The sequence below is a fragment of the Streptomyces globisporus C-1027 genome, assembly GCF_000261345.2.
Lineage (GTDB): Bacteria > Actinomycetota > Actinomycetes > Streptomycetales > Streptomycetaceae > Streptomyces > Streptomyces pakalii.
Window position 1 is genome coordinate 4054149 of sequence record NZ_CP013738.1, and the last position, 26404, is coordinate 4080552.

Genomic DNA, 26404 nt, shown 5'->3' on the forward strand with positions numbered 1-26404 from the left:
GTGGTGCGGGTGAGGGAACCGGCCGGTCAGGCCGAGCGGCGGCGTCCGGCGAGCACGCCGAACGCGACACCGGCGACACCGATGACGATGCCGATGATGCCCAGGGTGCGGGCGGTGGTGTCGCTGGAGGAGGAGGACGCGGCGGCGTGGTTCTCCTTGGCCGACGCGGCGGTGTCGGCGGCCTTGTGGTCGTCGCCCTCCTTGGCGTCGTCGGCCGCGCCGCCACCGTGGTGGTCGTCGGCGGCGGCGGACAGCTTCAGGACCGGGGCGGGGCTGTCGGGCTCCTCGCCGCCCTCGGTGGGCTCCTCGATCCAGCGGACGACTTCCTTGTTGTCGTACGTCTGGATCGCCTTGAAGACGAGCTGGTCGGCGTCCTCGGGGAGCGCGCCTACGGAGACCGGGAACTGCTGGAAGTAGCCGGGGGCGATCTCGCTGTCGTCCGCGGTCCAGGTCACCTTGGAGACGGCCTCGGTGATCTTCTTGCCGTGCACTTCGAGGGGCTTGTCGAGCTTGCTCTTGTCGATCTTGATGTCCCAGCCCGGGACGGCCTGCGGGGTGACGGAGGAGAGCGGGTGGTCGGCCGGGAAGTTCACTTCGAGCTTCACCGTCGAGGCCTGGTCGCGCTCGTTGGGGACCTTGAAGTTGAGCGTGGCGTATCCGCCCTTGGCGGCCTCGCCCACCGGCTGGACGCTGACATGCGCGGCGGCCGGGCCGGCGATCAGCAGGACGGTGGACGCGGCGACGCCGCCGGCGAGGACGATACGGGAAAGCTTCATGGCAGGAATCTCCACAGGGAAACGGAACACGGTGGTCCGGCGCGCGGATGCGCGGCGGCATCACGACACCTCGGGGTGCGGTTCCATGCGGACGGTCGTGCGCACAGGGACGTGCGCGAGCGGCCCGCGGGGCCCGGTGGAGGCGTCGCGTCAGGCTGCGAGGGCGTACGGGGCCGGCGGCCCGCGCCTGATCACCAGGTGCTGCAGAGGATCCCCGGCGGTCGGCAGGGGGACGTCGTCGCCATGGCGCGGAGCGCGCGGTCCGGCCACGAGCTGCTCCCGCTCGCCGGCCCGCAGCGCGCGGACGAGGGCGAGCGCGGCGCGCAGGGAACGGAGCCGGGCCCCGGCCGCCAGCGCCTGGGCGCTGTGGGCGGAGAGCCGGGCCAGCGCGAAGAGGGCGATCTCGCCGCGGCGCAGCAGCCAGCCGGTGGCGAGCGCGACGAGGACGTGCGCCAGGAACATCGGCAGGCTCGGCAGCATCGCGGTGACCGCGGCGCAGACCTGCGCGATGCCCGAGGCCCCGTCCCCTCCCGCCGACGCGGCGGCCTGGGCCGCTCCGGACGCCCCGCCGGCCCCGGGATGGCCGTGGCCCCCCGGGAGCGTCGACGGGTCGATGCCCGCGGAGGAGACGATGCGGTGGGCCTCGGCCGCGTTCAGCCGGGCCGGTCCCTCGCCGCACACGAGCCCGGAGGCGAACCGGATGAGCGGGTTGTCGCCGCCCGCGGTCCCGGAGGCGACGCTCGGGGAGCTGCCATGGCTGCCGTACGCGAAGAGCACGTGCAGCAGGATCTGCCCGCCGGCCAGCGCACCCACGATGCCCGGAAGGGAACGTTCCCGTCCGGCGAGGAGGGCGGCGACGGCGAGGACGCCGAGGAATCCGGCGAGCAGGGTCCACGCGGGGACCGCCGTACCGGCGGCGAGCATGTGTCCGGCCGCGGACAGCACGACGCAGACCGCGGTGAACACCGCGGCCCTCATGAGCCGCAGACCGGCTCCGGCGCGTGCGAGAGGCGTGGACATGGCCGGGACATCATCGCACTGCACCCCCGTGCCCCGTACGGCAGGTCCGGAAGATCAGCCTCCGTCCCCAACCGTGCTTGTTGCGCCTGTTCGCGGGGGATGTACGAACCGGTGGGCGCACTTCGGGTACCGCGAATGCGCCCCCGGTGACCTGCGAACGGGCCGGCCCATACACCGGGCGGCCGAATATCCACATCCGCCGAACGAGGGCTCTCCCACCCGATCCGTGCTTACGAAGTGCCGAGGGCGGCAATACGTATCGATACGTCGAGCCGCAGCCAGGAGGCTGGAAGATGAGCATCTGGTGGTCTCTCCATTTGCGGCGCGAAGCTGCGAGCGTTCCGCTCGCCCGTCGTTTTCTGCTCGGCACCATGGAAACCGCAGGAGTGGATCCGGACATCTCCTTCGACCTGTCGGTCGCGCTCAGCGAAGCCTGTGCTAACGCCGTCGAGCACGGCGGCGACCGGACGGTGCTCGGGGAGCCCGGGGATTCCGGGACCGGTCGCCCTTCCGCGGACTCCGGGCAGTACCGGGTCACGGCCTATCTGGACGGCGAGAAATGCCGTATCGAGGTCAGTGACTCGGGGCCGGGATTTCCGGCCCGCCGCGCGCTTCGCCCAGCCGCGCATCCCCCTCAGGCCGATACCGGTGCCGAGAGCGGCCGGGGCCTCGATCTGATCCAGCAGCTCTCCGACCACGTCCAGTTCGGCAACCGGCCGGGCCGCGGCGCGGTGGTGAGCTTCGACAAGGTCCTGAAATGGCGCGAGGGCGCGCTGCTCACGGTGTAGTGAGCGGCGCGCCCCGGCGCGTTTCTTACAGGAGGGGTCAGCCCTTCAGCTGCGCCATCCAGGCCTCGACCTCGTCCGCCCGGCGCGGCAGCGAGTCGGAGAGGTTCCGGTTGCCGTCCTCGGTGACGAGGATGTCGTCCTCGATCCGGACGCCGATGCCCCGGTACTCCTCGGGTACGGTCAGGTCGTCGGCCTGGAAGTACAGACCGGGCTCGACCGTCAGGCAGACGCCCGGCTCCAGCGTGCCGTTGACGTACGTCTCGGTGCGCGCGGCGGCGCAGTCGTGGACGTCCATGCCGAGCATGTGGCCGGTGCCGTGCAGGGTCCAGCGGCGCTGGAGGCCCAGCTCCAGGACCTTGTCCACGGACAGGTCGCCGAGCAGACCCCACTCGACGAGCTTCTCGGCGAGCACGCGCTGCGCGGCGTCGTGGAAGTCGCGGTAGTCGGCGCCGGGCTTCACGGCGGCGATGCCCGCCTCCTGGGCCTCGTACACCGCGTCGTAGATCTTGCGCTGGAGCGGCGAGAACGTGCCGTTGATCGGCAGGGTGCGCGTCACGTCGGCGGTGTAGAGGTCGTTGGTCTCGACGCCGGCGTCCAGGAGCAGCAGCTCGCCCGCGCGGACCGCGCCGTCGTTGCGGACCCAGTGCAGGGTGGTGGCGTGCGGTCCGGCGGCGCAGATCGAGCCGTAGCCGATGTCGTTGCCCTCGATGCGGGCGCGGAGGAAGAACGTGCCCTCGATGAAGCGCTCGCTGGTCGCCTCGGCCTTGTCGAGGCTCTTCACGACGTCCTCGAAGCCGCGCGCGGTGGCGTCGCACGCCTTCTGCAGCTCGGCGATCTCGAAGGCGTCCTTCACCAGGCGGGCCTCGGAGAGGTGGACGCGCAGCTCCTCGTCGCGCTCCGCGGTGACCTTGTCGGTGAGGGCGGCCTCGATGGCGGCGTCGTGGCCGCGGACGTTGCGGACGGGGCCGGTGGCCTCGGCCAGCGCGGCGGGCAGCTCGCGGACGTCCTTCGCGGGGATGCCCAGCAGCTGCTCGGCCTCGGTGAGGGAGTTGCGGCGGCCGACCCACAGCTCGCCCTGGCCGTCGAGCCAGAACTCGCCGTTCTCGCGGTTGGAGCGCGGCAGCAGGTAGAGGGTGGCCTCGTGGCCGGTGTCGCCCGTCGGCTCCAGGACGAGGACGCCGTCCTGGGTCTGGTCACCGGTGAGGTACGCGTACTCGGTGGAGGCGCGGAAGGCGTACTCGGTGTCGTTGGAGCGGGTCTTCAGATTGCCCGCGGGGATGACCAGGCGCTCGCCGGGGAAGCGGGCCGAGAGCGCGGCGCGGCGGTTCGCGGTGTGCTCGGCCTGCGGGATCGGCTGGAGGTCGTGGAGCTCGGTGTCGGCCCAGCCCGACTTCATGTTCTCGGCGAGCTCGTCGGAGACGGCCGGGTAGAGGCCGTTCTTCCGCTGCTTGATCGCCTCCGCTGCTTCGTTCTCTTCGGTCTCCTGCTCCGGGGTCTCCGGGATGAGCTCCTCAGACACGATTTGTCTCTCCTTGATACGACACTGGACCATCACCCATCGTACGGGCGTACGGAAGGGGGCCCAGGGCCGAAGGACCTGTTACCGGAGAGAGCGTCGGGGAGACCTTCGCGGGGGCGCCCCGGGCGTCAGTCGAAGTGGGCGGCGAGGATCACGACGTCCTCGGTGGAGTCGCTCCGGTCGAGGCCGTCCGGGAGCATCGTGCGCAGGACGCGGTCGGCCACGGCCGCCGGATCGTGCCGGTCCGCCTTCGGTACGGAAGCGGCGGCGGAGTGCAGCCTGGCGAAGGCGCGGTCCATCGCGTCCCCGGTGCGGCGCAGCAGCCCGTCCGTGTAGAGCAGCACCGTTTCGCCGGGGGCGGGGCTGAACTCCACGCTCGGCGCCTCCCAGCAGGCGAGCATCCCGAGCGGGGCGGAGAGCGACGTCTCGACGTACTCGCAGCGCCGGTCGCCGAGGATCAGGGGAGGGGTGTGCCCGGCCCCGGCCAGCACGACCTTGCGGGCGGCGGGCTCGCAGTAGGCGAACAGGGCGGTCGCGGTCCGCGCGGGTTCGGTGAGCCGCAGCAGCAGTTCCAGGTCGGAGAGTACGGCGACGGGGTCCTCGCCCTCCATCACCGCGTACGCCCGCAGGCTGGCACGGAGCCGGCCCATCGCGGCCATCGCGCTCGGCCCGGACCCGCCGACGGAGCCGACGGCCAGGCCGAGGGTGCGGTCGGGCAGCGGCAGCGCGTCGTACCAGTCGCCGCCGCCGCGGGGGCCCGTGCGCTGCCGGGCGGCGAGCTGGACGCCGGGGATCCGGGGGAGCCGTCTTGGCAGCAGTTCCTCGGCGACGGCGGCGACGTCCGCCCGGGCGCGCTCCAGCTCGATCAGGCGGGCCAGGTGCTCGGTGGCGTAGCGCGCGTAGAGGCCGGCGAGATGGCGCTGCTTCTGGGCGGGCTCGGCCGGTTCGTCGTAGAGCCAGAGCGCCGCGCCGAGGCGGCCGGCCGCCTCGGAGGCCAGGGGGAGGGCGTAGCTCGCGGCGTAGGCGAGCCGGGTGGCGACCTCGCGGTGCCGGGGGTCGAGGTCCTGCATGCCGAGCAGGTCGGGGGCCGCGATGCCGTCGGCCGTGTCCGGCAGTCCGTCGAGGACGCGGCCGAGGTCCGTGGCCGCGCGCGGCACGGTCTCGATGTGCCCGAGCTCGGCGTGGCTGAGCCCGAGACCGCGGGTGGCACGGGGACCTTCGCCGTTCGCCGGTTCCAGAACGAGAAGTCCGCGGCGGGCTCCGACCAGGGCGGCTCCGGCCTGCAACAGCTCGTCGAGGGCGGTGTCGAGGGTGCTCGTCCCGGCCAGCCGCTCGGTGAGTTCGTGCAGGGTGGTGAGGTCCGACACCCAGCCCGCCAGCCGGTCCTGGATGAAGGCTCCGGGCGGTCCCGGGACCTCTGTCAGGGGTGCGGGAGTGCGCGTTGAAACCGGAACCTCTGGATCGATTCCAGCCACTTTCGGCAGGTGTGGGGCGCTCATGGCAGCCAGCTTTCCGACCGGTGCGATTCGTCGAATAGCATCGCAAACCCCCATGTGATTCTGCGCCACTATCAGTGCATCCACATGTACACGCACAAGTAACCCGATGTCCAGCATTGTCCCTTCGGGGACCGGGCGATTCGCGCTCTCCCAGTGTCGGTTAACTTGGCCAAAAAATGCACCCTATGGACGCTATTTACGATCGACTGGGGCCGTTCGACAGGGGTACCTCCGGCGTCAGGTCGCCGGAGGAGCGTCATCCCGGGCATGCTGGGTACGTAAACGGTGATGCGCGGGCGCAGTTGTGATCGCCCAGGAACCCGGCAGCGGGTTCGGGCGTCCTAACCCGTGAACGTGACGCCCCCGCCCCGGACGGCGGGGTTCGCACCAGGGACGGCAGGCGAGGAGCAGGCCGCCCGCGACCGCCGGCCCGGCTCGACCCGCTCGGTTCGACCCGCACGACTCCGCCGGAGCAGCACGACTCCGCTCGGTGGGTGAGACCTTGTCCGGTTCGACTCCGCTCGACTCTGCTCAGTTCGGCTCGGCTCTGTTCCACCTCGGATCGGTTCTTTTTCGGATCGATTCCACTCGGCTCGGCTCACGCTCGGTATCGACAGCACGCCCCGTACCGCGGAACTGACGAGCACGTACGCACAGCGAAGAGATACGCACGTGGTGTCACGCAAACGCGTGGTGTCACGTGGACTCGGCGTTCAACGGAAAGGAACGAGCGCTCATGCGCGAGATCCTCGGAAGGCGACGCAGGCTCCGGCTCCGGCGCAAGGAGGCGACCGCCCGGCTCGACGCGGCCCTGACCTGCGCCACCGTATGGCAGTGGCCCGTGCTCCCCGGAGTGGGGACGGCGCAGCCCGCCGACCCGTACGGCGAGAGCGCCGGCCTCGGCTGCGCCTGCCCCGAACCGGACTGCGCCGTACCGGGCGCACACCCCTTCGACCCCGGCCTGCTGGCGGCCACCACGGACGAGCGCATGGTGCGCTGGTGGTGGACCAACCGCCCCGCCGCCCCCGTGCTGCTGGCGACCGGCGGCCGCGCTCCCTGCGCGGTGAGCCTGCCCGCCGTGGCCGGCGCCCGGGCGCTGAGCGCCCTCGACGCGCTGGGCATGCGGCTCGGCCCCGTCGTGGCGACGCCGACCAGGTGGTCGCTGCTGGTCGCCCCGTACACCCTGGAGCGGCTCGGCGAACTGCTGTACGCGAAGGACTGGGTGCCCAGCTCGCTCCGGTTCCACGGCGAGGGCGGCTATCTCGTCCTGCCGCCGTCCCGCACGGGCGCGGGCCAGGTCCGCTGGGAGCAGTCCCCGGCGTCAACCGGAACGTCCGGTTCCTTGGTGTCGCGCGGGCGGGCGGAGGGCGGCACTCCGGTGGCCGCGTCTCCCTGGCTGCCGGATGTCGAAGCGGTCCTCGACGCCTTGGTCGAGGCGAGCACCGGCGCGCCGGGCGGGGGCAGCCGGCTCGCCTACTGACGTCCTGAGGCTTCGGGATCGCCCGGCGGTGGCTCTTCGTCAGGGGGGCAGCCCGGCGACCGGCTCACTCGAACGGGTGTGAGCCGGTCAGGATCCGAGGTATTCGGGTGCCGGGCGCCCCGGCGGCACCTATTCCGTCGATATCGTCGGCCCGTCGTCAGGAATTCCGCGCAGTCGCCAGGTGGGGCCACCATGAATCTCCGCATGATCGGTCTCACGGCAGCCATGGTGTGCGGAAGTCTCGTTCCGCTGGTTGCTTCCGCGGATCCCGTCGTTGCTCCGGATGCCGTATCGGTTGATCCGGTCGCCGGGAAATCGTCTGGCGGATCGACAGAAAGTCGTAGGCCAAAGGTTTCTGATCAGCTATCCGGAGATGATCCCGCCGCCCCTTCTTCGGCATTGCCGAAATCGCCATCGGGAATGAGCACGGAAGCCGGTTCCCTGTCCGAGTTTGATCGCTCGGGTGCGGCGGCGTGGGAACGGTCGGGTGCGGCGGCCCGGTGCGGGCCCGAGGTGGTCGCACCGGAGGGCGTCGAGGCGCAGACCTGTGTCATGACCCGGGAAGACACGGTGTGGGCGCGCGTCTACTACCGGAATGCGACCGGTGAGGAACTCCGTTCCCTACTCACCCTGATGGGGCCGGGCGGGCGGACCGTGGAGCTGCACTGCGCACCGGCCGCGCACGACGAGCCGGACACCTGCGAGACGCCGCGCGTCCCCTCCTCGGGCCTGCCCGGATCCGCCACGGCGGTCGCGGAGTTCGTGGGCGCGGGGCCGGTGGCGGAGGCGCCGCTGCTGCTGCGCGCCGGATCGGAACGGGCGCCGGACGCCAGGGGCTGAGGAACGGGCAGGGCCGCCCGGGGCTGAGGGCCGCACCCGGGGGTGTCACAGGGCGGGCCGCAGCCGGAAACGAGGACGCCCGGTCGCTGGCGACGGGGGATGCACCAGCGACCGGGCTTCTAGAACCGTAACAAGAGATCTGCTGTTCGCAAATTCGATCTCGCCTGTAGGGACGCGTATTTACTTACGAGTACGGCGAGTTGTGACGTGGGTCACCGTCTGCGGCGTCCCGGTGTCACTGTCAGCTGAGGGTCACCTGACGGTTGGTGAGACCACCCCGGGCGCGCCGTTCCTCGGCGGTGAGCGGGGCGTCGGACGCGAGCGCCGTGGCCAGTCGCTCGGCGAACTCGACGGCGGGCTTCTCGCACGCCTCGGCCCCCATCGAGCTCGGCAGGTCCCAGACGGGGACCACGAGACCGTGCGCCCGGAACGACCCGACCAGCCGGGTGTCGTCGCCGAGCGAGGAGGTGCCCGCGGCGTGCAGCCGGGCGAGCGCGTCGAGGAGCTGCTCCTCGGGGTGCGGCATCACCCAGCGCAGGTGGTTCTTCTCCGGGGTCTCGCACCAGTACGCGGCGTCGACGCCGGACAGCAGCGTCGTCGGGATCGCGGCGGCGTTCGCACGCTCCAGCGACGCGGACACCTCGGCGGAGGCGTTCTCCGCGTCCGGCACCCAGAACTCGAACCCGGAGTGCACCTCCGGCTCGAAGGCGGCGTCCGGGGCGAGGAGGTCCTGGAGGCGCGGGCCGTCGGCCGGTACGCGGCGGGCGGCGACCGGGGTACCGGGCTCGGCCTCCAGGGCGCGCTGGAGGGTGTCCGCGAGGTCGCGGCTGAGGTCGCCGGAGGAGGTGTCGTTCTGCAGGGCGAGCAGGACGGAACCGTCGTCGCGGCGCAGCGCCGGCCAGGCCATCGGCAGGACGGTCGCGAGCTTCACTGACGGAACCCCTTCGGGCAGACCGTCCTTGAGGGTCAGCTCGACCGTGGCGGCGGGCACCAGTTCGCGCAGCGCGACCCAGTCGCACTCGCCCGCCAGTCCCTCGAAGGGGCGATGCACGAGCTCGGTCACGGCCTGGGCGGCGGCGCGACCGTGACACGCCTTGTAACGGCGGCCCGATCCGCACGGGCAGGGCTCACGGGCCCCGACGACCGGGATCTCACCGTCCTTGAGCTGCTGCTTCCCGGCCTTGGACTGAGGGCGCTTCTTGGCCATGGTGGGCATTCTCCCGATTGCGACAGTGCGGACTCGGCGCGAGCCTAGCCGCCCCGGGGGCCGCGCCCCGCCCACGTACGCGATCGGGCCTCGCCGTCCGCCCCGCCGACAGAGGCTCGCGGGCCCGTCCGCGCCAAGCCCCTTCGCTCCGGCTCTCAGCCCACGTCGTCGAGAACGTCGGAGAAGTCCAGACCCTCGAACCCGGTGAGCCCGCCGACGCCGTTCGCGGCGACACGGTTCGTACCGCGGCCGTTCCTGCTGGAGCCGTTCGTCGCGGAGCCGCTCGCGTCGGAGCCGCTGCCTCCGATGCCGGGCGGCTTCTTGGACGAGACCAGGGCCCAGACGGTGACCTCGCCGGGTGCGTCGTCCCGTACGCCCCACTCCTGGGCCAGGGCGCTGATGATGTTGAGGCCCCGGCCGCCGCGTGCCGTCACCGAAGGGGTGGCCGGAACCGGGCGGGTCGGGCCGCCGCCGTCCGTGACCTCCACGGTGAGTCCGCCGCCGGTGTCCACCCGCCAGGCGGCACGGATGTCCCCGTCGCCGACGTCGGTGTGCCGTCCGAGCGGCCTGCCGTGCCGGCAGGCGTTGCTGAGAAGTTCGGAAAGGATCAGAACAGCGTCGTCGACGACCGCGTCCGACACCCCGTTGCCGCGCAACTGCTCACGCATACGGTGTCGTGCCTGCCCCACGCCGGCAGGGCCATGAGGAATGGCCATGCTCGACGACGCGGGCACCTCTTGTGCCACCACCAACGCCACCCCCGAGACCTCCTTTGCCCCCACGCCACGGGTTGGATGCCCCACCGGGCTGGACCGGAAACCGGCCAATGGGCTGCGGGTGACGCACTCGTGACGATCGAACGCGCAGCGAATGCGCCGGAGCACACCCTGTAACGGTCGAGGTCGGGGGGTGCGGCGCGCCCCTTTCCGTACCGATTCCCGACTCAATGCACCGTAGATGGTGCTAAACGCGACCCAGTTGGGACAGAACCTGCTTCGGGCGGTTGGTGATGATCGCCTCGACACCGAGTTCGGCGCACAGCTCGACGTCGGCCGGTTCGTTCACGGTCCACACGTGCACCCGGTGCCCCGCGCGGTGCAGTCGCTCGATGTACCCGGGGTGGCTGCGCACGATACGCATGCCGGGCCCCGCGATCCGGGCCCCGGCGGGCAGCCTCCCGTCGCGCATGCGAGGGGAGACGAACTGCATCAGGTAGACCGTGGGCAGGGTGGGGGCGGCCGCCTGGACACGGTGGAGGGAGCGGGCGGAGAAGCTCATGACGCGGATGGGCGAGGGCCCCTCGGCGGGCGGATCGGCCAGCCCGAAGCGCTTCAGCAGCTGAAGGAGCCGTTCCTCGACCTGCCCGGCCCAGCGGGTGGGGTGCTTCGTCTCGATGGCCAGCTGCAGATCCCGCCCGGTGGCCCGCACCTCGGTGAAGAGCTCCAGGAGCCGTTCCAGGGTGAGTACGGAGGTGAGCTCGCCCGGCACCGGATCCCAGTCGGGCGACTCCTCGTGATCCTTCCAGGAGCCGAAGTCGAGGGCGGCGAGGTCGGCGAGCTCCAGGGCGGACACGGCGCCGCGCCCGTTGGACGTACGGTTCACCCGCCGGTCGTGGACACAGACGAGGTGGCCGTCGGCGGTGAGCCGGACATCGCATTCCAGGGCGTCGGCACCGTCCTCGATCGCCTTGCGGTAGGCGGCGAGGGTGTGCTCGGGGGCGTCGTCGGAGGCCCCGCGGTGGGCGATGACCTGGATGGAGGTGTGCGCGCTGCGCTGCCGTGCGTGGGTCACCCGGGCCATGGTGTCACCGCCGCGGGGGTGGCTGAGCACATGTCACCCTGGAGGTCTGTTTTGTCGGATGTAAAGATTGGTGTGCGGATGCACAGGTCCTGCTTACAGTGGCCCGACGTGTTGTGGGAAAAGCTGACCGCAGACACGTGCACAGCGGATTTCTTGCCGAATGCCGACTGGATGCCGAGTGGAACCGAGGAGTAAAGAGCTGTGAGCACCGAGAACGAGGGCAACGAGGACCGCGCGGTACCGGCCGTGCCGGCCGTTCCGTCCGCACCTCCCGTGCCGGCCGACACTCCTGAACCGGCCGCCGACGAAACCACGTCCCTGCCGCGGACGCCCGCGGCCCAGGACGCGCCCGCGCACGACTCCGCGCAGGGCGTGCCTGCGCACGACTCCGCACAGGACACGGCGCGTCTGCCGGTGCATGACACGGGTGCGGCTCCGGGCGGCTCGGCCGCTCCGGGCGCTGACGGCGTACCCGGCGCGTCCGGCGCGTCCGGCGCGGGGGCCCCGGCCGGCGCTCCGGCGCACGCGGAGGCGCCGCGCCACAACCCGACGCACCAGGGCGCTCCGGCGCCTCAGGGTTCCCCGGGCGCGCCCGCGTACGACCAGGGCACCGCCCACCCGACCCCGAACCACCCGCCTCAGCCGCCGCAGCACTCCCCGTACGGAACGAACCCCGCATACGGAGCGGAGCCCGACCTCCCTGCGGGCGCCGCTTCCTGGCCGCCGCCCCCGCCCGCCGTCCCGTCGTACTCCGGCGGAGACGCCGGTCACGCGTCCGGCCACGCCGCCGGTCACGCATCCGGCGGTATCGGCAACGGCGGCGGCAACGGCCCGGTCTGGGGCGCTCCGGTCCCGCCCGGCACGGATCCCGCGGGCGGCGGCAGGAGCGGCAAGAGCAAGGCGGGCGGTCTGGTGGCCGCCGTGGCCGTCGCGGCGCTCGTCGCGGGCGGCATCGGCGGAGCCCTCGGTTTCTGGGCGGCCGACCGCAACGACAACGGCTCGTCCGGCAGCTCGACCACGGTGTCGGCGTCGGACACCCCGAAGGACCTGAAGCGCCCGGCGGGCACGGTGGCCGGGGTCGCGGCGAAGGCGCTCCCCAGCGTGGTCACGATCGACGCGCAGGGCGGCGAGGGCGAGGGCGGCACGGGCACCGGCTTCGTGTACGACAAGGAGGGCCACCTCCTCACCAACAACCACGTGGTGGCCTCCGCCGCGGAGTCCGGCGAACTGTCGGCGACCTTCTCCGACGGCAAGAAGTACGCCGCCGAGGTGGTCGGCCGGGCGCAGGGCTACGACGTGGCCGTGCTGAAGCTGAAGAACCCGCCTGCGGGTCTGACGCCCCTCCCCCTCGGCAACTCGGAGGGCGTCGCGGTGGGCGACTCGACGATCGCGATCGGCGCGCCCTTCGGCCTGTCGAACACGGTCACCACGGGCATCATCAGCGCGAAGAACCGCCCGGTGGCGTCCGGGGACGGCCAGAGCAACAAGAACTCGTACATGAGCGCCCTGCAGACCGACGCATCGATCAACCCGGGCAACTCCGGCGGCCCGCTGCTGGACGCGACGGGCGCGGTCATCGGCATCAACTCGGCGATCCAGTCGACCGGCGGCGGCCTCGGCCAGTCCCAGGCGGGCTCGATCGGCCTCGGCTTCGCGATCCCGATCAACCAGGCCAAGAACGTCGCCGAGCAGCTGATCAAGACCGGCAAGCCGGTCTACCCGGTGATCGGCGCGACGGTGACCATGGAGGAGAAGACGGGCGGCGCGGCGATCTCCGCCGAGGGCGCGGGCGGCACCCCCGCCGTGACCCCGAACGGCCCGGCGGCCAAGGCCGGCCTGAAGGCGGGCGACGTGATCACGAAGTTCAACGACACCGTGATCGACAGCGGCCCGACCCTGATCGGCGAGATCTGGACCCGCAAGCCGGGCGAGAAGGTGACCCTGACGTACGAGCGCGACGGCAAGGAGGCCACGGCCGAAGTCACCCTGGGCCAGCGCGAGGGCGACAGCTGACCGGCTAGGCTGTCCCACGCGTCGAACCGGCCCCTCGCGGGCCTGACGGCCCATCGGCTTGCACAGCGACCGGGCGGCCGACGCGGGGTGGGTTGCCCGAGCGGCCTAAGGGAACGGTCTTGAAAACCGTCGTGGCAGCGATGCCACCGTGGGTTCAAATCCCACACCCACCGCAGGCGAGAGGCCCCTGACCAGTACATATGGTCGGGGGCCTCTGCCATGCCCGCTCCCTGCCGGGCACCGCTGTTCCCCCTGGTTTCCCGCTCTGTCGGGCACGGAAGGGGCACGCGGGGGGCACGGCTGGGGCATGGCTTTGGAGCTGCCGGGGTCGGATCGTCAGCGGTTGATCGGGATCTCGTAGACGATCTCGCAGTGCGCTGCGGGCACCACGATGTCCGCTGTCTCCACGGGCGGCCGTCGTCGCTGTAGTACGTCCGCCGGATGTGCGTCACGAGTGCGGCTTTCTGGATGCCGAGTAGCGATGCTTCTTCGGCGGTCGCGTGCCTGGGTTCGGGTTGCTCCACTGCGTGGCTGATGGTGACTCCGATCTCGGCCATGCGGTTCACGACCCCGGCCCCCGCGTGGGGCCCTCCCTCGGGGAGAACGACGAGGGTTCCGCCAGTGACGGCGTACGGCTCCCAACTCGTCGACAGCTGAACCGGCTTCCCGTCGGCAAGGAACTCGTACGTCGTCCGCACGCACGGCTCGCCTTCAGCGATCCCGAGCCGCGTCGCGATCTCCGCCGGGGCCGGCACCTTCGCGTCGGTCCGGCTCTCCCAGTCGCTCTGTAGGCGAAGGGCCTTCATGTCCTGGCGGAAGGGAGATCCACTGGGCTGCTCGCGTGCCGACGACCGGACGACTCTCACGCGCTCCCGGGGCTCGGCGACGTAGGTGCCCGATCCGGCCCGGCCTTCCAACACGCCTTGGGAGATCAGCAACTCCTGTGCCCTGCGCACCACGTTCTCACCCACGCCGCACTCCTGACCGATCTGGGCGCGAGATGGGAGGCGGTCGCCCGGTTCCCAGACGTGCTCCGCGATGCGATGCCGGAGTTCGTCGGCGATGCGGAGGTACGGCGGTTGCTCAGACATATGGAAAATCTAGTCCACTAGCTCTAATCTAGTTAACTAGCTTCACTGAAAGTGATCGCCGGCAACGGAGGGTGCGCTGTGTCCGCTTCGGAAGTGACCGCGGCGGCTATCGCCGCCCGCTTGTCTGCCGCCGGCCTCCGCCCGCGCGTGGAGGAGGACACCCGGTTCACGACGGTCGAGGCAGAGGTGCCGGACACGCTCTCTCCCGATTCATGGCAGGAGGTCCTGGACGCGGTGGCCGATGCCGATCGATTCGGGTTCGTGGCCACCAGCTTGAACGGCCGCACCTTATGGGCGGTCGTACGTAAAACGGTCCCCACGACAGGCGACGTCGGGGGACCGAGCTATCAGCGATAGGAGCTGAACAGCATGCTCAACCGTATCCGCCGAGCCATCTCGCGCACCAGAGCGCGGTGCTTCCCTAACGGTCGGCACCGCCGCCCCTTAACGCCCTCCCGGCCGCTGGCCCCTCTCACCTGCCCCCCGCCCGCTGACGCATCGACCGTCGCCCTGAGGCGGACTCCCGTCGGCCCGCTCCACCGATACCCGCTGAGGGGAGAGGACGTCGCGCTTGTCCGTCCGTACCTGCTGGCCTGGGAAGAGCAGCGTGCACGGACGCGCTCAGTGTTCGTCGCCCCGCACCTGCCGGCCGATGCCTGGTCGGCCCTCGCGGGGGCACGCTGATGCCTCATCGCCGAGAACCGCACCCGACGGGCACGGCTTCCGTCCCCTACCGCTCTATCGCCTGCTGGATCGGGACGCACCACTCCTGCATCGAGCCTTCCGCGCCTGCGACGACGAACGACGTACCGGTGATCTACGAGGAGTGCATCTGCCCGTGCCACTCGACACCCGACCCGTCCGTGCCCGTGAAGGTGACGGCATGAGGGCCCAAGCCCCCGGCGGTGCACTGGTTTACCCCGTCGAAGTCACTGCGGCCACCGTGCAACGGGGCGACATCATCCAACTCGGCGGTCAGGCCTGCCGAGTGAGCGACCTCTTCCAGCTCCCCCAGGGGGCCAAGCAACTGGTCTTCGAGTCGGGCGAACTGCTGGCCATACACGCCCGCACCCGGCTCACCGCCCTGCGACTGCTGAGAAGGCGGTGACCCGCTCCGTGCACCGACGCCATCACGACATCGCCGACGACCTACGCCACCAGATCACAACGGGCAGCATCAAGCCTGGCGAACGCCTCCCGTCCGAAGCCGGCCTGGCCGCCCGGTACAGGGTCAGTACGGTGACCCTTCGGCGCGCTCTCGCCGTGCTCCAGGGCGAAGGACTCGTCGAGAAGATCCACGGCAAGGGGAACTACGTCCGTCACCCGCGCCGCAAGATCATGTACGTCGGCGGCTGGGGCACGCTGGACCCCTGGACCGCGGCTGAGCCAACGCTGCGCATCACGGTTCGCAGCACCACGGTTCCGGCCTCCGTGCACCTCACGACGCTGCTGAAGGTGCCAACGGGCAGCCCCCTCGCGGAGTACACCTGCCTCAGCCTCGAACACGGGTCACCGCACGGCTTGGCCCGCATCTATATCCCGCGCGACCTGGCTCCGGCCGGAGTCCTGGACGACGACTCCGTGTGCCGGGAGGCAGCCACGAGATTCGCCGTCCTCGGCCCGTCGCCGGCCACCATCCGAGAGACGGTCTCCGCCCGCTCTCCCACCCCAGACGAAGCGTCGGCCCTCCGCATCGGAAACAACATGGCCGTTCTCGCGATCACCCGCATCGCCACCGACGCCAACGGCCGCGTCGTAGAAGCCGCGCTCCTGGCTTTCCCGGGAGACCGAGTCGACGCCGTCTTCACCGCCCACCACGTGCTCAACGAGAGGCCAACCCAAGGATGACAACACCGAACGAACTTCGGCTCCTCCCGTGGTCGGGCCCGGGGGACAAGCCCTGCTACCTGAGCACCGACGACCCGGACGGCTACATGTCCCGGCTCGCCGACAACATCGAAGCGGTCCAACTCGGCACGGCAAAAGCACTGTTGGACGAGGCCTCTGAAACTGTCGACAACCAGGACACGTCCCTCGACGAGATGCGGTGCCTGGTCACAGAGCTGACTGGGGCTCTGAGGGACGTCTGCCGGGTCGCGACGAGTCGCGGTCGCCTCCGGGCAACGAGTTATCCGAGTGAGTCCACCTACTGACCTACGGTCCCGCCGACCAACACGGCAAGGAAGCCCATGGCTCTGACCAGATTAGATGCCATGGGCTTCTGGCTGTGCCAAGTGACTTCCGTTGACCTTGGACAACTTGAGGACTGCTTCGTCCCGAAGCAACTTGAGGTGGGCTCTCTTCTGGGGCCGCTCTGCTGTTCACCTGCGCCGACGGTTCGCTGGCGTCCATGCTTGTCCGCTGCCGGCCGTGGTCGTTGTCACGCAACTAGACACTCATCCTGTGCTTCTGGGCGCTTCATCAAACGGAGAGTGAGCGGACCGCGACGGGCGAGCGATGACGTTTGTTGCCCGGATCCTGCGGAAACCCTCACGTCGCAGGTGTCGTGCGTCACACTGGGCTCCTGGTGACACCGAGGGGGGAATCATGAGCAGCGCGCACATCAACACGCCATCCAGGCGCGCATGTACTCGAACGCCTTACACAAGGTCGTCTGGGTTGTTGTGGTCGTGGCGTCGGCCGGCCTTCTCGCCCCGCCCCTGTTCTTCATCGCAGCCAAGAAGCGTGTCGTCAGCATGGCAGTGCTAGCGGTATACGCGGTGGCTATCGACGGTTCTGCTGTCCTCGGATCCGTTCTCGGCAACTCAGGGAACCGGGTGGGAGGCGTCCTCGCCATCACGATGATCATCGCTGCCGTGCACGCCGCGATCCGTGATGCGGACTGGAAGCCGGGCCGATAGCAGGTGACGCAGCAGTGAGCGTTTACAGCCGACGAGATCTGAGATATTCTCCTGACGAACCAAAAGATTCCGGCAACGGAATTTCTTGGTCAGCGTCGATTGGTGTAATGGTGTGCAGTTTTTCGTTCTCGAATCTGCGCGATAACACGCTCGCATCTGCGAGAGATCCTCGGTTCGATTCCGAGGTCGGCAGAGTTTATCGTATTGGTAGATTCTGCCGACTTCGGCAATTGGATGCAGGAGGGGACTTGGAGCGCCAAAAACGTCATCGCGCCCACTGGCGAAACCTGGAAGCCCTCGAAACGTCCTTCGAGGTGACCAGCAGGTCGTGTAAAGCGGCCATTCGGCGCCAAAATCGACACGAGGTGACGTCCCTCACTAGGGCCTGCGCACTAATTCTTGGTGCGACTCTCGAAGATCGTTTGATGTGGATTATTAGCTCCGATGATTTCCCAGTCGACGCCGAGCAGCGAGTGATGAACGAAAGCACCATGCTCGCCAGGTGGGGCAGGTTGCTCACTGAGGCGTTTTCTGCGCGCTACAGCATCCCTCTTTCCAAGGTTCCTGCTGGTCTACCCTATACAAGTTCGGCCCACTTTAGCGGCATGCAGTCCGTGATCGACAAGCAAATAGCCCCGCTTGTGTCGATCAGGAACTCACTCGCGCACGGCCAATGGGTTGTCGCCTTTAATGAGAAGCGTACCGACGTTAACGCAGATAGAACTAAATCGCTAAATTCGTTGACGCTCTGGAATCTGCGCCTGCAGAAAAACATGCTGAGCCACCTTGAGCGGCTGATTTTTGACCTCATGGTGACGCAGAAGGCTTTCGAGCGCGACTTTGATAGACACTGGGCGAACTTGCAGGCCGCCCAAATCAGACTTTCGATGGATCAGTCAAATGAATGGGAAGACTTTCTTCGTAAGCGCCACTTGCGCGGAAAGGTGCACAAGGCCAAAAATTACCGCAGCTGATCAGTCTGGATGGGGCTGCTAAATTGCACGACTTTGAGGGAATTGGGTTAGTGATTTAATTCCGTCTGATGTGAGTGCTCGTCAACTGGATATCATCCCTTTCCCGTAATGGTGGCGAAGATCCAGATGGGGGAGCTCATTGACCTGTGGCGATAGTCGTATGAGACCGCTACTGTCTGCTGCCCTCCGTCGGCGTTGATGTCAGCCATTGATGTCAGGTCCAGCTGCACGTGACGCCTGAGTGTGCTTCGACGGCCCCACGGGGACCTCGGTTCCAGCTTGTACATGAAACCGCTCGCGGTGGCGGCACGTCAGCGACATAGTCCTCGTATGCAACAACCTCGTAGGGAAGAGCAGTGGGTGCGCGCGTGCTTGCAGCAGGCACTGCCGGATGTTGAGGTACGGCATCACGACGATGGTAGCCGTCCGGGCATGCACGACTTCGATCTTGTGCGCGAAGGTCACAGGTTCGCGGCCCTGGAAGTAACGGCAGCTGCGGATGCAGCGTCGCTAGAGCTGTGGAAGCTCGTCAACAGCGGTCCCAGGTGGATCCGAGAAGAGCTTGCCGGCGGATGGATGGTGTCCCTCGCACCGACTGCACGGGCGAAGCGGATACGCTCCGAACTCCCTCGGCTGCTCGCCAGCCTTGAGGCGATGGGCGTTTCTAAAATAAGTGAGGATTATGGCCCCACCGAGGATCTAGTCGAGAGGGCCGATCGCCTGGGAATCGTTTCCGCGTATCAGTATGCGACTGATTTCCCCGGCAGTGTCTATTTCACGATAAGCCTGCCCCTCGAACGATCTGGCGGCTGGGTTCCTGACACCGGTGACACCTTCTGCCATTGGGTGAGTGACTGGATCGGCGAGCCTAGCCAGTCTGACAACCTTGGCAAGCTGCTTCGTTCGGGAGCAACTGAGCGGCACTTGTTTCTACTGCTCCCGGGTTTTACTACGGCACCGTTTGAAGCCCTTGACCCGCTGATGAGGCCTGATGGCCCTCTACCGACGCTTGACCCACAGCTACCAAGAGAAGTGACTCACCTATGGGCTATGAGTTCACTGAATACAGGTGATATCTTCCACTGGTCGCCGAGCCTGGGCTGGATGCGCTTCCAGAAGACCTTTTAGCAAGAGGGCTCTTCGGCAGGCCTAGGACCGAGGTAGGGAACAGAGCGTGCAGACTTCATCATGGATAGCGCCCGTGCTGGCTCTTTCTGGCGTACTAGTGGGCGCTCTCTTCGCGCCGCTAGCCGCTACGCGCTTCGGGTGGCAAACATCGCGGCGTGAGGCTTTCGATCGCGCCATTTCCGCTGTGCGTGTCGCCCAGCTCGCCGCCAGATATCCCAGGACCGTGAACTTGTCAGAAATCGGCGATACTGAGGAGGCTCGCGCCTATCTTCGCGAACTGCCCGTGAAGGGGTTCGAATACTATCGCCAGGCCGTGCAGGAAATGCGGAGCGCTTTGGCCGCCCTCGAACCCTATTTCATCCCTGAGTGGCAAGATGATCTATGGCAAACGGTAGATGCGGAATACGCGACCCTTCTGACGCAACTCAAGAACTCCCGCAAAAAGACGCTCTTTTTCTACTGGGGAAGCGATAGGCGGCTTATGCGCTAAAGTCAGGCGTTGCACGACCCATCAACCCACCAATCACCCCGGCTCCCGTCCCGTCCGCCTTCGACCCACACGTCGTGGAGCGGTCGTGGTTCAGGGCGTCAAGGTGGAGCGCGCCACTGTACGAACGACCTTGACGCCCTGGGCCGCGACTGCTCGGCTCTGCCTGGGTCGAAGGTGGTCGGGATGGGAGCCCCACGGGGCTCGCCCCGCTCCGGCCGGCAGTCGCGAACGGTGCCCCGTCCCATCCCGGAGTCTGAGCGCCCCCGCCGGAGGCATCGTCTGGAAGCCGCGGGCTTGGTTCTCGTCTCATGCCCCTCGGGCCTACACAGCGGGCGCGCGTCGGCGGCGGCAGCGCCGAGCGGGCCGAAGGCAGGAGCGCGGGCGCAGCCAGAGCCGGGAAGCGCGCCCGGCGGAGCGGAGCGCAGCCGGGTGCCTTGATGAAGTAGAGAAAGTCTTATCCCGCTGTGATGAGCTGCTTGCCGTCGTGGCTCCGCACGTGAGGGCCGTTGCCGTCTAGGGCGTCCAGGAGACGGACCGCGTAGACCTCGGCCATGCGCTCGCTGACCTCGTCGGGCGTGAGCCAGGAGACGGCTGTCGACTCGCTTGATGTGCGCTCGGTGCCGCCGGAGGGCTTGCAGCGGAAGACCAGGGCGACGATGCCTCGGGTCGTGTTCTTGTAGACGCCGGTGAGCTGGTCCACCTCGACGTGGATGCCTGTCTCCTCCCAGACCTCCCGGGCAACGCCGGCCTCGGGTGTCTCGTTGAGTTCCAGGATGCCGCCGGGGAGCTCCCAGGTGCCGTTGTCGGCTCGGCGGATCGCCAGGAGGCGGCCGTCCTCGCGCACCACTACTCCGGCGACGGACACGGAGTGCAGGGGAGTGGCTGCCGCTTCCTGTGGTTGACTCATGTAGAGGAGCATAGGAGGCAGGGAAGGACTATGGGAACTGCGGCGGGAGGGGCCGGTTCCGGTCCTCGGTATGTGCAGATCGCTGATGACCTCGTGCAGCAGATCCGGGCGGGGGTTCTCAAGGCCGGCGACATGGTGCCGAGCGAATCCGAGCTGGTGGACCGCTACAGAGTCTCCGGCGGGACGATCCGTAAGGCCATGGTCGAGGTACGGGCGAGTGGCCTCGTCGAGACCAGGCACGGCAAGGGCTCGATCGTGAAGAACCGGCCCCCCGTACGGCACCGCTCCTCCGATCGCTTCCGGCGCTCGCTCCGGCAAGGTGGCCAGGCCGCCTACCTCGCGGAGTCCACGCAGTCCGGCGCCACCGCGAAAGTCAGCGTCCTCTACATCGGCCCCATGGACGCGCCCGAGGATGCGGCCGAGCGCCTGGGCGTGCCCGCCGGTACGCAGGTGTTGGCCCGCCGGCGCCTCTACTTCCGTAACGGCACCCCGGTGGAGACCGCCTCGTCGTACCTGCCCTGGGACGTGGTGAAGGAGATCCCCGAGCTGTTCGCCGAGAACCCCGGGGGCGGAGGCATCTACGCCCGACTCGAAGACCACGGGCATGAGTTCGCGGAGTTCGTCGAGACGCTGCAAGCGCGCCCGGCCTCGAAGTCAGAGGCGTCGGAACTGGCGCTCAGCCCTGGAGCGCCCGTGGTTCACCTGATCCGAGAGGCCCGCACGACTGCGGGTCGGGTGGTCGAGGTGTGCGACACGCTCATGGCCGCTGACCAGTTCGTTTTCGAGTATCGGATCCCTGCCGACGACTGACGTCCGCTCAACTTCCCGCAACCCGTCGTGAGTTCTTCTTCGCGGCGGGTTGACTCATGTATAGGAGTCAGGCACTCTTCTTCACATCACTCATGTACATGAGTGATGGAGTCCAGCATCTATAGAGGAGCGATCTGCTGTGCGTCAGATTCCCGTCGACACCTCCAGCGCTGTCGTGATGGTCGCCAAGATTCCGCAGGTCAAGGTCCGTGACCGCCGCACCGGGGAGATCGCCACCGACATGGAGACCGGTGCTCAGCTCATGACCGTGGACGTGATGTTCGCGGCGAACGAGGAGGTGGAGATCCTGTCCGTCACCGTTCCGGAGCCCGGGATCACCGGTGAGCTGGCCATGGGTACGCCGGTCGCGCTCACCGGCCTGGTCGCCCGTCCGTGGGAGAACGACTTCAACGGCCAGCGGCGGCACGGCATCGCGTTCCGCGCGGTTGCGGTCACCTCGCTCGCCGATGTCGCCACCACAGGGTCGAAGGCGGCCTGATCATGACCGCCTTCACGGTCGCTCTGGTGCTGGTCGTCGCCGCTGCGGGTCTCCTGCGGTGGCGGCGGCCCGCCTGGTACTGGCTGGCCTTCGGGGTCACTCTGGCCGCGCTGCGGGTCTTGGTCCGGTATCGCTCGGTCATGGACGCGTGCGGGTTGACCGTTCCGCCGGCGCGGTGGCGGTTATCTCTGGCTCGGGCCACCAACCGGCCGATACCTGAGCCCCGCCCGCCGCGTATCCGACGACTGCGGCCGACTCGCACCGGCCTGGTCCTCCGACTCAAGCTCCGTCCCGGACAGGACGTCTTCGACATCGCCGCGGCCTCGGACCGGCTCCGGCACTCGTTCTCGATGTTCGGCGTGACCTCGCGTGAAGTGCGGTCCGGGGTCGTCGAGGTGCGGATGACCGGATACGACGTGCTTAAGCGGGTGCAGATGCCTGCTGAGACGGAGACCCGGGCGATGCGGGTACCGGTCGCCCTTCGGGAGGACGGGTCGGTGCACTACCGCGACTACCGCGCGATACCTCACGCCCTCACCCTCGGCGCCACGGAGTCCGGCAAGTCGGTCTACCAACGCAACCTGGTCGCCGGCCTTGCTCCTCTGGACGTTGCCCTCGTCGGCATCGACTGCAAGCAAGGGGTCGAACTCTTCCCGCTGGCGCGCCGTTTCTCAGCGCTGGCAGACAGCCCGGACACCGCTGCCGAACTCCTCGATGCACTCGTGGCGCGGATGGCGGACGTCTACCGCCTCATCCGTACCCAGCAGCGCATCACCGTCGATGTGCCGGACGCGGAGATCGCCGCCGACATCTGGGACCTGCCTGATGAGCTCCGCCCGACCCCGGTCGTCATCCTGGTCGACGAGGTGGCCGAACTCGCTCTGTACGCAACGAAGGAGGAGGAGAAGCGGCGGGACCGCATCATCACCGCCCTGGTCCGTCTCGCGCAGCTCGGCCGCGCCGCCGGTATCTACCTCGAAATCTGCGGACAGCGCTTCGGCTCCGAACTCGGCAAGGGCATCACCATGCTCCGCGCCCAACTCACCGGCCGCACCGCCCACCGTCTCAACGACGAGACCTCCGCCAACATGGCCTTCGGCGACATCGCCCCGGACGCGGTCCTCGCCGCCATCCAGATTCCCGCCGAACTGCGAGGCCTCGCCATCGCGGGAGACGCGTCCGGCGGTTGGCACCGCATCCGCGCTCCGCACACCTCGCTCCGCCAGGCCGTGAACCTCTGCAACCGGTACGCCGGTAGGACCCCGGACCTGCCTGAGCTGGCCCCTTTCCGGCCCACCACCGGCACCGCCACCGAGCTTGTGCCATCGGCGAAGGCCTCTCCGGCCACCGCCTGATCTCTCCCCCCTACCCGGTAGGCGTGACCGCCTTCGCGCCGAGTCCCTACCACTGCCATGCCCAGAGAAGGGAGAACCGCCATGTGCCCCGACTGCGAGGACTTCGCCCGGACCGTGCTTCTGCTCGGCCAACTTGCCCTGTACGCCGACATGGCCGGCGCCGACCTCGACTTCGTGGACGTCGTCAGTCCGTCCCTCGCCGTGTCGCTGCCGGAGCCGCCGCCGGGCACGTTCCCGGATGACTACGACCCCGCTGAGGACTTCTGATGGGCGCCCGGCACGGTCTCCGGATCGACGCGGTGTTGATCCAGGCGGTCATCGCCGGAGCTCTGTCCTTCGCCCACCTGCACGACCTCGCCGCCGCGGCCGGACAGGACGGCTGGAAGGCATGGGCCTACCCGGTCAGCGTCGACCTGCTCCTTGTCGCCGCCTGGCGTCGGCTGCGCAGCGAGGGTCCGTCCCGGTTGGCCTGGTGCTGGTTCCTGATCGCCCTGTTCGCGTCGCTCGGCGCCAACGTCGCCACCGCCGGGTTCCTCGACCTGGCCGACCCGCCGGCCCCGCTTCGGCTCGGCATCGCCGGATGGCCTGCACTCGCCTTCCTCGGCGGCACTCTCCTCGCCCACTCGTCGGGGAAGCCGGAGCCAGCTCCGCCAGCCGCCGTCACGGAGACGAAAGACGTCGGGCCGACGCGTGTGCCTGACACCGCCCCGATCGCATCCCCGGCCGATGAACTCCCTGCGACAACCTCCCTGTCCTCGCCCCCGGCTCCGTCTCCAGATCCGCCCGTTCCCGCCGTGCTGATCGACCACGCCCGCAAGGTCGCCGACGAGTACCGCACCCGCACCGGATCCCCGATCGACACCGACACCCTCCGCTCCCGCCTCGGCGTTCCGCCCCACCTCGCCGACGCCATCGCCGCCCGCCTCAGCTGACCGCAAAGGAGAACTGAGATGACCCACGATCCCGCCGACCTGACCGTGGACGACTACCTCGACGGAGCGCAGGAGATGGCCGCAGCCGGACGACCCTTCCTCGCCCACCTGCTCGCCGAGGAAGCCGCAGGGCGCATCGACGACCCGGCCACCGCCCGCATCCGCGCCCAGTACACCGACCCGACGACCGACAGGGGCTGACCGGTATGCCCGCCCGCGACAGCTTCCACTCCGTGATGCGAATCGGCCCCGTGCAGATCGGCACCCACCGCGACCGCGCCGGACGCACCGCCCACGCCGCCGTCTGCACGGCCGACCGCTGCGGCTGGTCCGCCGACTACTCCAGCCGGACCGCCGCCCAACTCGCCGCCCGTACCCACCGCTGCACCGTCCGTTAGGAGACAGCGTCCATGGACGTCCCCCTCTGGATCGCCCTGCTGGTCGTCGGCTACCTCGGCATCAAGCTCTTCCGCCCGCCGGTGTGGCTGATCTGCGTGCTCCTCCTCGGCGGCTACCTCCTCGCCGACAGCCTCTTCGCGTCCGTCATCGACACCGCCGTCAAGTAACCCGCGCCCGGGAAAGGAGAACCACCCATGTTCCAGCCCAAGATCCCGACCATGCCGCAGCCCTCGGGCCTGGTCACCCCGCCCGCCGTCGTCCAGCCGACCACCATCACGCCGGGCACGCCTGCCCCGGCACCCGCCGCCGCGCCTGAGCCGTCCCGTCCGGTCGTACAGCTCACCCCCGGCACCGCGGTCGCGCTCGTCGGTGCCGGTACCGCCGTCGTCCTGGTCGTCGGCACCGTCCTGGTCTCGCTGCTCCTGGCGGTCGCCGTCACCAGCGCCTCGGTCGCCGTCTGCGCGGTCGTCCTGCGCTCCCTGATCGCGTCCGACGCCAAACGCCGCTGATCGGCCCCCGGGCGGCCTCGATACCGCCAAGCATCCGCCGCCCGGGAGCCGTGCCCACCGATCGATCTCGCAACCGGAAGGAACCCTCAGCATGGCCCACCGGCCCTCACCCTCGAAGCAGAAGCGGTCCATGCCCGCCCCACAGCTCGACCCGACTGTCCTCGGGGACGTTCTCCGGGTGGCTTCGGCCTCCGACTACACCCGCTGGGAGGACCAGATCCGCCGCACCGGCGGCTGTGCCGATCCCGTCCATCTGAGCGGTTGGGTAACTCACAAGGACAAGACCACCGGCGAGACCCTGCACCGCTACTCGACCGCGTACGAGCCTGGCGGACGCCTCCGCATCGCCTGCGGCAACCGCCGCGCCTCCCGCTGCCCTTCCTGCGCGTGGACCTACGCGGGGGACACCTACCACCTGATCCGCGCCGGCCTCGCCGGAGACGACCGCCGCGACATCACCGCCGCCGTCCGCGACCATCCGCGCGTATTCGCCACCCTCACCGCACCCTCGTTCGGCCCTGTCCACAACCGCCCCGACCGGGGCAACTGCCGGTGCGGCACGGCGCACGCCTCGGACTTCGGGGACCTGGGCTCCGCCCTTGACCCGGAGACCTACGACTACGCGGGCGCTGTGCTCTTCAACAACCACGCCGGGGAGCTCTGGCAGCGCTTCACCACCCGGCTCCGCCGCGAACTCGCCATTCAAGCGGGCATCCCACGCCGTGAGCTGGGCGACCACCTCCGCGTCTCCTTCGGCAAGGTCGCCGAATTCCAGAAGCGCGGAGCCCTCCACTTCCATGCCGTTGTACGTCTCGACGGCCCGGAGGGACCTTGTACTCCGCCGCCCTCTTGGGCCACGGTCGATCTCCTCACCGACGCGATCCGCGCCGCAGCTGCGCACTCGTACACGTCGGTCTCCGTCCCGGCTGCCGGTGAACAGTCGTCTCGGACCTTTCGATGGGGCCGACAGCTCGACGTCCGTCCGGTCAAGGCCTTCGGCGACGGCTCGGATGTCACAGAGCAGGCAGTTGCCTCGTACGTAGCCAAGTACGCGACCAAGGCAGCCGAGAACACCGGCACCCTGGACCGCCGCATCGGGGAACTCGCCGAACTCGACCGCCACCGTGTTCCCGATCACACCCGTCGGCTCATCACCGCATGCCGTGAGCTCGACAGCCTCTATCCGGACCGGCGCCTCTGGGCCTGGGCCCACATGCTCGGCTTTCGCGGCCACTTCTCGTCCAAGTCCCGCACCTACTCCACCACCCTCGGCGCCCTCCGTCAGGAACGCGCCGACTACCGCGCAGCCCAGGAAGCGCCTGCTCTCGGCCTCGCCGACCGCGAACCGGACACCGTCCTCGTCCTGACCGACTGGCAGTACGTCGGCCACGGGCACACCCCCGGCGAAGGCGCCCTCGCCGCCACCATCGCCCGTGACCTCCAGACCAACCGCGAGACCGCCCGCGACGCACTGAAGGAGCGCACTGCCGACGAGGGGGAGTGGTGA

At 69.1% G+C, this 26404-nt stretch carries 30 protein-coding genes, 1 tRNA gene and 1 pseudogene; 23 read left to right on the forward strand and 9 right to left on the reverse strand.

The annotated features are described in order from the left end of the window. Window positions 1-26: 26 nt before the first annotated feature. Window positions 27-776, reverse strand: a complete 750-nt coding sequence (locus WQO_RS17595; protein WP_010060516.1) for a YcnI family copper-binding membrane protein — start codon at window positions 774-776, stop codon at window positions 27-29. A gap of 150 nt (window positions 777-926) precedes the next feature. Then, window positions 927-1796 (reverse strand): hypothetical protein, encoded by an 870-nt coding sequence (locus WQO_RS17600; protein WP_010060517.1) that lies wholly within the window; start codon window positions 1794-1796, stop codon window positions 927-929. 293 nt (window positions 1797-2089) lie between these two features. On the opposite strand from WQO_RS17600, the gene WQO_RS17605 reads away from it, so the two are divergent. Next, a complete protein-coding gene (locus WQO_RS17605; protein WP_029182274.1) occupies window positions 2090-2584 on the forward strand; it encodes an ATP-binding protein in 495 nt (164 codons plus the stop codon). 37 nt (window positions 2585-2621) lie between these two features. Here WQO_RS17605 and WQO_RS17610 read toward each other — a convergent pair whose 3' ends face one another. Beyond that, complete coding sequence (locus tag WQO_RS17610) at window positions 2622-4103, reverse strand: aminopeptidase P family protein (RefSeq protein WP_010060520.1); 1482 nt, start codon at window positions 4101-4103, stop codon at window positions 2622-2624. A 128-nt stretch (window positions 4104-4231) separates the two neighbouring features. Next, on the reverse strand, window positions 4232-5719 hold the full coding sequence (locus tag WQO_RS17615) for a PP2C family protein-serine/threonine phosphatase (protein ID WP_193407206.1): 1488 nt from the start codon (window positions 5717-5719) through the stop codon (window positions 4232-4234). Window positions 5720-6338: 619 nt separating this feature from the next. Between WQO_RS17615 and WQO_RS17620 the strand changes: the two genes are divergently transcribed. Both WQO_RS17620 and WQO_RS37280 read left to right on the forward strand, forming a co-directional pair. Further along, the gene (locus tag WQO_RS17620; RefSeq protein ID WP_058954019.1) at window positions 6339-7082 is read left to right on the forward strand and encodes a bifunctional DNA primase/polymerase; all 744 of its coding nucleotides are present in this window, start codon (window positions 6339-6341) and stop codon (window positions 7080-7082) included. Window positions 7083-7634: 552 nt separating this feature from the next. After that, window positions 7635-7922: a hypothetical protein gene (locus WQO_RS37280; RefSeq protein ID WP_107115887.1), complete on the forward strand. Its 288-nt coding sequence runs from the start codon at window positions 7635-7637 to the stop codon at window positions 7920-7922. 241 nt (window positions 7923-8163) lie between these two features. On the opposite strand, the gene WQO_RS17630 is transcribed toward WQO_RS37280, so the two are convergent. The 3 genes from WQO_RS17630 to WQO_RS17640 form a co-directional block, all read right to left on the reverse strand. Continuing rightward, on the reverse strand, window positions 8164-9129 hold the full coding sequence (locus WQO_RS17630) for a DUF5926 family protein (protein ID WP_010060526.1): 966 nt from the start codon (window positions 9127-9129) through the stop codon (window positions 8164-8166). Between the two features lie 155 nt (window positions 9130-9284). Continuing rightward, entirely contained in the window at window positions 9285-9797 is a 513-nt protein-coding gene (locus WQO_RS17635) for an ATP-binding protein (RefSeq protein WP_010060527.1), read from the reverse strand. A 295-nt stretch (window positions 9798-10092) separates the two neighbouring features. After that, a complete protein-coding gene (locus WQO_RS17640; RefSeq protein ID WP_107115888.1) occupies window positions 10093-10929 on the reverse strand; it encodes a glycerophosphodiester phosphodiesterase in 837 nt (278 codons plus the stop codon). Window positions 10930-11130: 201 nt separating this feature from the next. Here WQO_RS17640 and WQO_RS17645 point away from each other — a divergent pair, with 201 nt between their 5' ends. Both WQO_RS17645 and WQO_RS17650 read left to right on the forward strand, forming a co-directional pair. Next, complete coding sequence (locus tag WQO_RS17645) at window positions 11131-12942, forward strand: S1C family serine protease (protein WP_010060529.1); 1812 nt, start codon at window positions 11131-11133, stop codon at window positions 12940-12942. A gap of 86 nt (window positions 12943-13028) precedes the next feature. After that, a tRNA-Ser gene (locus tag WQO_RS17650) sits at window positions 13029-13115 on the forward strand. A gap of 163 nt (window positions 13116-13278) precedes the next feature. Here WQO_RS17650 and WQO_RS35125 read toward each other — a convergent pair. Then, window positions 13279-14033: pseudogene (locus tag WQO_RS35125) on the reverse strand (GntR family transcriptional regulator). Window positions 14034-14111: 78 nt separating this feature from the next. Here WQO_RS35125 and WQO_RS17655 point away from each other — a divergent pair. The 8 genes from WQO_RS17655 (at window position 14112) to WQO_RS17685 (ending at window position 19486) form a co-directional block, all read left to right on the forward strand. Beyond that, window positions 14112-14390 (forward strand): hypothetical protein, encoded by a 279-nt coding sequence (locus WQO_RS17655; RefSeq protein ID WP_010060533.1) that lies wholly within the window; start codon window positions 14112-14114, stop codon window positions 14388-14390. A 526-nt stretch (window positions 14391-14916) separates the two neighbouring features. Beyond that, window positions 14917-15141 (forward strand): hypothetical protein, encoded by a 225-nt coding sequence (locus tag WQO_RS35770; RefSeq protein WP_107115828.1) that lies wholly within the window; start codon window positions 14917-14919, stop codon window positions 15139-15141. Then, entirely contained in the window at window positions 15138-15881 is a 744-nt protein-coding gene (locus WQO_RS17665) for a GntR family transcriptional regulator (RefSeq protein ID WP_010060537.1), read from the forward strand. The genes WQO_RS35770 and WQO_RS17665 overlap by 4 nt, the downstream gene beginning before the upstream one ends. Beyond that, the gene (locus tag WQO_RS17670; RefSeq protein WP_010060538.1) at window positions 15878-16186 is read left to right on the forward strand and encodes a hypothetical protein; all 309 of its coding nucleotides are present in this window, start codon (window positions 15878-15880) and stop codon (window positions 16184-16186) included. Before WQO_RS17665 ends, WQO_RS17670 begins: the two co-directional genes overlap by 4 nt. A gap of 432 nt (window positions 16187-16618) precedes the next feature. Continuing rightward, a complete protein-coding gene (locus tag WQO_RS17675) occupies window positions 16619-16894 on the forward strand; it encodes a hypothetical protein (RefSeq protein ID WP_010060539.1) in 276 nt (91 codons plus the stop codon). A gap of 476 nt (window positions 16895-17370) precedes the next feature. Beyond that, entirely contained in the window at window positions 17371-17868 is a 498-nt protein-coding gene (locus tag WQO_RS36000) for a hypothetical protein (protein WP_148660120.1), read from the forward strand. Between the two features lie 432 nt (window positions 17869-18300). Next, a complete protein-coding gene (locus WQO_RS36005) occupies window positions 18301-18996 on the forward strand; it encodes a hypothetical protein (RefSeq protein ID WP_148660121.1) in 696 nt (231 codons plus the stop codon). A 223-nt stretch (window positions 18997-19219) separates the two neighbouring features. Then, window positions 19220-19486 (forward strand): hypothetical protein, encoded by a 267-nt coding sequence (locus WQO_RS17685; RefSeq protein WP_148660122.1) that lies wholly within the window; start codon window positions 19220-19222, stop codon window positions 19484-19486. Between the two features lie 454 nt (window positions 19487-19940). Here the strand turns inward: WQO_RS17685 and WQO_RS17690 are convergent, their stop codons facing one another. Continuing rightward, a complete protein-coding gene (locus WQO_RS17690) occupies window positions 19941-20405 on the reverse strand; it encodes an NUDIX hydrolase (protein ID WP_029182280.1) in 465 nt (154 codons plus the stop codon). A gap of 18 nt (window positions 20406-20423) precedes the next feature. On the opposite strand from WQO_RS17690, the gene WQO_RS17695 reads away from it, so the two are divergent. The 10 genes from WQO_RS17695 (at window position 20424) to repSA (ending at window position 26404) form a co-directional block, all read left to right on the forward strand. After that, window positions 20424-21203 carry a GntR family transcriptional regulator gene (locus tag WQO_RS17695; protein WP_029182281.1) on the forward strand — a complete coding sequence of 260 codons (780 nt, stop codon included), beginning with the start codon at window positions 20424-20426 and terminating at the stop codon, window positions 21201-21203. Window positions 21204-21342: 139 nt separating this feature from the next. Then, entirely contained in the window at window positions 21343-21702 is a 360-nt protein-coding gene (locus WQO_RS17700; RefSeq protein ID WP_010060547.1) for an SCO3933 family regulatory protein, read from the forward strand. A 2-nt stretch (window positions 21703-21704) separates the two neighbouring features. Further along, complete coding sequence (locus WQO_RS17705; RefSeq protein ID WP_010060548.1) at window positions 21705-23057, forward strand: FtsK/SpoIIIE domain-containing protein; 1353 nt, start codon at window positions 21705-21707, stop codon at window positions 23055-23057. A gap of 81 nt (window positions 23058-23138) precedes the next feature. Continuing rightward, window positions 23139-23324 (forward strand): hypothetical protein, encoded by a 186-nt coding sequence (locus WQO_RS17710; protein WP_010060549.1) that lies wholly within the window; start codon window positions 23139-23141, stop codon window positions 23322-23324. After that, entirely contained in the window at window positions 23324-23989 is a 666-nt protein-coding gene (locus tag WQO_RS17715) for a DUF2637 domain-containing protein (protein ID WP_010060550.1), read from the forward strand. The genes WQO_RS17710 and WQO_RS17715 overlap by 1 nt, the downstream gene beginning before the upstream one ends. Before the next feature lie 18 nt (window positions 23990-24007). Further along, window positions 24008-24190 carry a hypothetical protein gene (locus tag WQO_RS17720; protein WP_010060551.1) on the forward strand — a complete coding sequence of 61 codons (183 nt, stop codon included), beginning with the start codon at window positions 24008-24010 and terminating at the stop codon, window positions 24188-24190. A gap of 5 nt (window positions 24191-24195) precedes the next feature. Beyond that, window positions 24196-24387 carry a mobile element transfer protein gene (locus WQO_RS17725; protein WP_010060552.1) on the forward strand — a complete coding sequence of 64 codons (192 nt, stop codon included), beginning with the start codon at window positions 24196-24198 and terminating at the stop codon, window positions 24385-24387. Window positions 24388-24399: 12 nt separating this feature from the next. Then, window positions 24400-24555, forward strand: coding sequence for a hypothetical protein (locus tag WQO_RS36410; protein ID WP_010060553.1), 156 nt, complete (start codon window positions 24400-24402; stop codon window positions 24553-24555). A 27-nt stretch (window positions 24556-24582) separates the two neighbouring features. Further along, window positions 24583-24897: a hypothetical protein gene (locus tag WQO_RS17730; protein ID WP_010060554.1), complete on the forward strand. Its 315-nt coding sequence runs from the start codon at window positions 24583-24585 to the stop codon at window positions 24895-24897. Window positions 24898-24988: 91 nt separating this feature from the next. Next, on the forward strand, window positions 24989-26404 hold the full coding sequence (repSA, locus tag WQO_RS17735) for a replication initiator protein RepSA (RefSeq protein ID WP_010060556.1): 1416 nt from the start codon (window positions 24989-24991) through the stop codon (window positions 26402-26404).

Coding starts and splice junctions, on each gene's coding strand:
- WQO_RS17595 (WP_010060516.1), bottom strand. CDS start 776: ATGAAGCTTTCCCGTATCGTCCTCGCCGGCGGCGTCGCCGCGTCCACC.
- WQO_RS17600 (WP_010060517.1), bottom strand. CDS start 1,796: ATGTCCACGCCTCTCGCACGCGCCGGAGCCGGTCTGCGGCTCATGAGG.
- WQO_RS17605 (WP_029182274.1), top strand. CDS start 2,090: ATGAGCATCTGGTGGTCTCTCCATTTGCGGCGCGAAGCTGCGAGCGTT.
- WQO_RS17615 (WP_193407206.1), bottom strand. CDS start 5,719: ATGCTGGACATCGGGTTACTTGTGCGTGTACATGTGGATGCACTGATA.
- WQO_RS17620 (WP_058954019.1), top strand. CDS start 6,339: ATGCGCGAGATCCTCGGAAGGCGACGCAGGCTCCGGCTCCGGCGCAAG.
- WQO_RS37280 (WP_107115887.1), top strand. CDS start 7,635: ATGACCCGGGAAGACACGGTGTGGGCGCGCGTCTACTACCGGAATGCG.
- WQO_RS17630 (WP_010060526.1), bottom strand. CDS start 9,129: ATGGCCAAGAAGCGCCCTCAGTCCAAGGCCGGGAAGCAGCAGCTCAAG.
- WQO_RS17635 (WP_010060527.1), bottom strand. CDS start 9,797: ATGCGTGAGCAGTTGCGCGGCAACGGGGTGTCGGACGCGGTCGTCGAC.
- WQO_RS17640 (WP_107115888.1), bottom strand. CDS start 10,929: ATGGCCCGGGTGACCCACGCACGGCAGCGCAGCGCGCACACCTCCATC.
- WQO_RS35770 (WP_107115828.1), top strand. CDS start 14,917: ATGAGGGCCCAAGCCCCCGGCGGTGCACTGGTTTACCCCGTCGAAGTC.
- WQO_RS17670 (WP_010060538.1), top strand. CDS start 15,878: ATGACAACACCGAACGAACTTCGGCTCCTCCCGTGGTCGGGCCCGGGG.
- WQO_RS17675 (WP_010060539.1), top strand. CDS start 16,619: ATGTACTCGAACGCCTTACACAAGGTCGTCTGGGTTGTTGTGGTCGTG.
- WQO_RS36000 (WP_148660120.1), top strand. CDS start 17,371: ATGAACGAAAGCACCATGCTCGCCAGGTGGGGCAGGTTGCTCACTGAG.
- WQO_RS36005 (WP_148660121.1), top strand. CDS start 18,301: ATGCACGACTTCGATCTTGTGCGCGAAGGTCACAGGTTCGCGGCCCTG.
- WQO_RS17690 (WP_029182280.1), bottom strand. CDS start 20,405: ATGCTCCTCTACATGAGTCAACCACAGGAAGCGGCAGCCACTCCCCTG.
- WQO_RS17695 (WP_029182281.1), top strand. CDS start 20,424: ATGGGAACTGCGGCGGGAGGGGCCGGTTCCGGTCCTCGGTATGTGCAG.
- WQO_RS17705 (WP_010060548.1), top strand. CDS start 21,705: ATGACCGCCTTCACGGTCGCTCTGGTGCTGGTCGTCGCCGCTGCGGGT.
- WQO_RS17710 (WP_010060549.1), top strand. CDS start 23,139: ATGTGCCCCGACTGCGAGGACTTCGCCCGGACCGTGCTTCTGCTCGGC.
- WQO_RS17715 (WP_010060550.1), top strand. CDS start 23,324: ATGGGCGCCCGGCACGGTCTCCGGATCGACGCGGTGTTGATCCAGGCG.
- WQO_RS17720 (WP_010060551.1), top strand. CDS start 24,008: ATGACCCACGATCCCGCCGACCTGACCGTGGACGACTACCTCGACGGA.
- WQO_RS17725 (WP_010060552.1), top strand. CDS start 24,196: ATGCCCGCCCGCGACAGCTTCCACTCCGTGATGCGAATCGGCCCCGTG.
- WQO_RS36410 (WP_010060553.1), top strand. CDS start 24,400: ATGGACGTCCCCCTCTGGATCGCCCTGCTGGTCGTCGGCTACCTCGGC.
- WQO_RS17730 (WP_010060554.1), top strand. CDS start 24,583: ATGTTCCAGCCCAAGATCCCGACCATGCCGCAGCCCTCGGGCCTGGTC.
- repSA (WP_010060556.1), top strand. CDS start 24,989: ATGGCCCACCGGCCCTCACCCTCGAAGCAGAAGCGGTCCATGCCCGCC.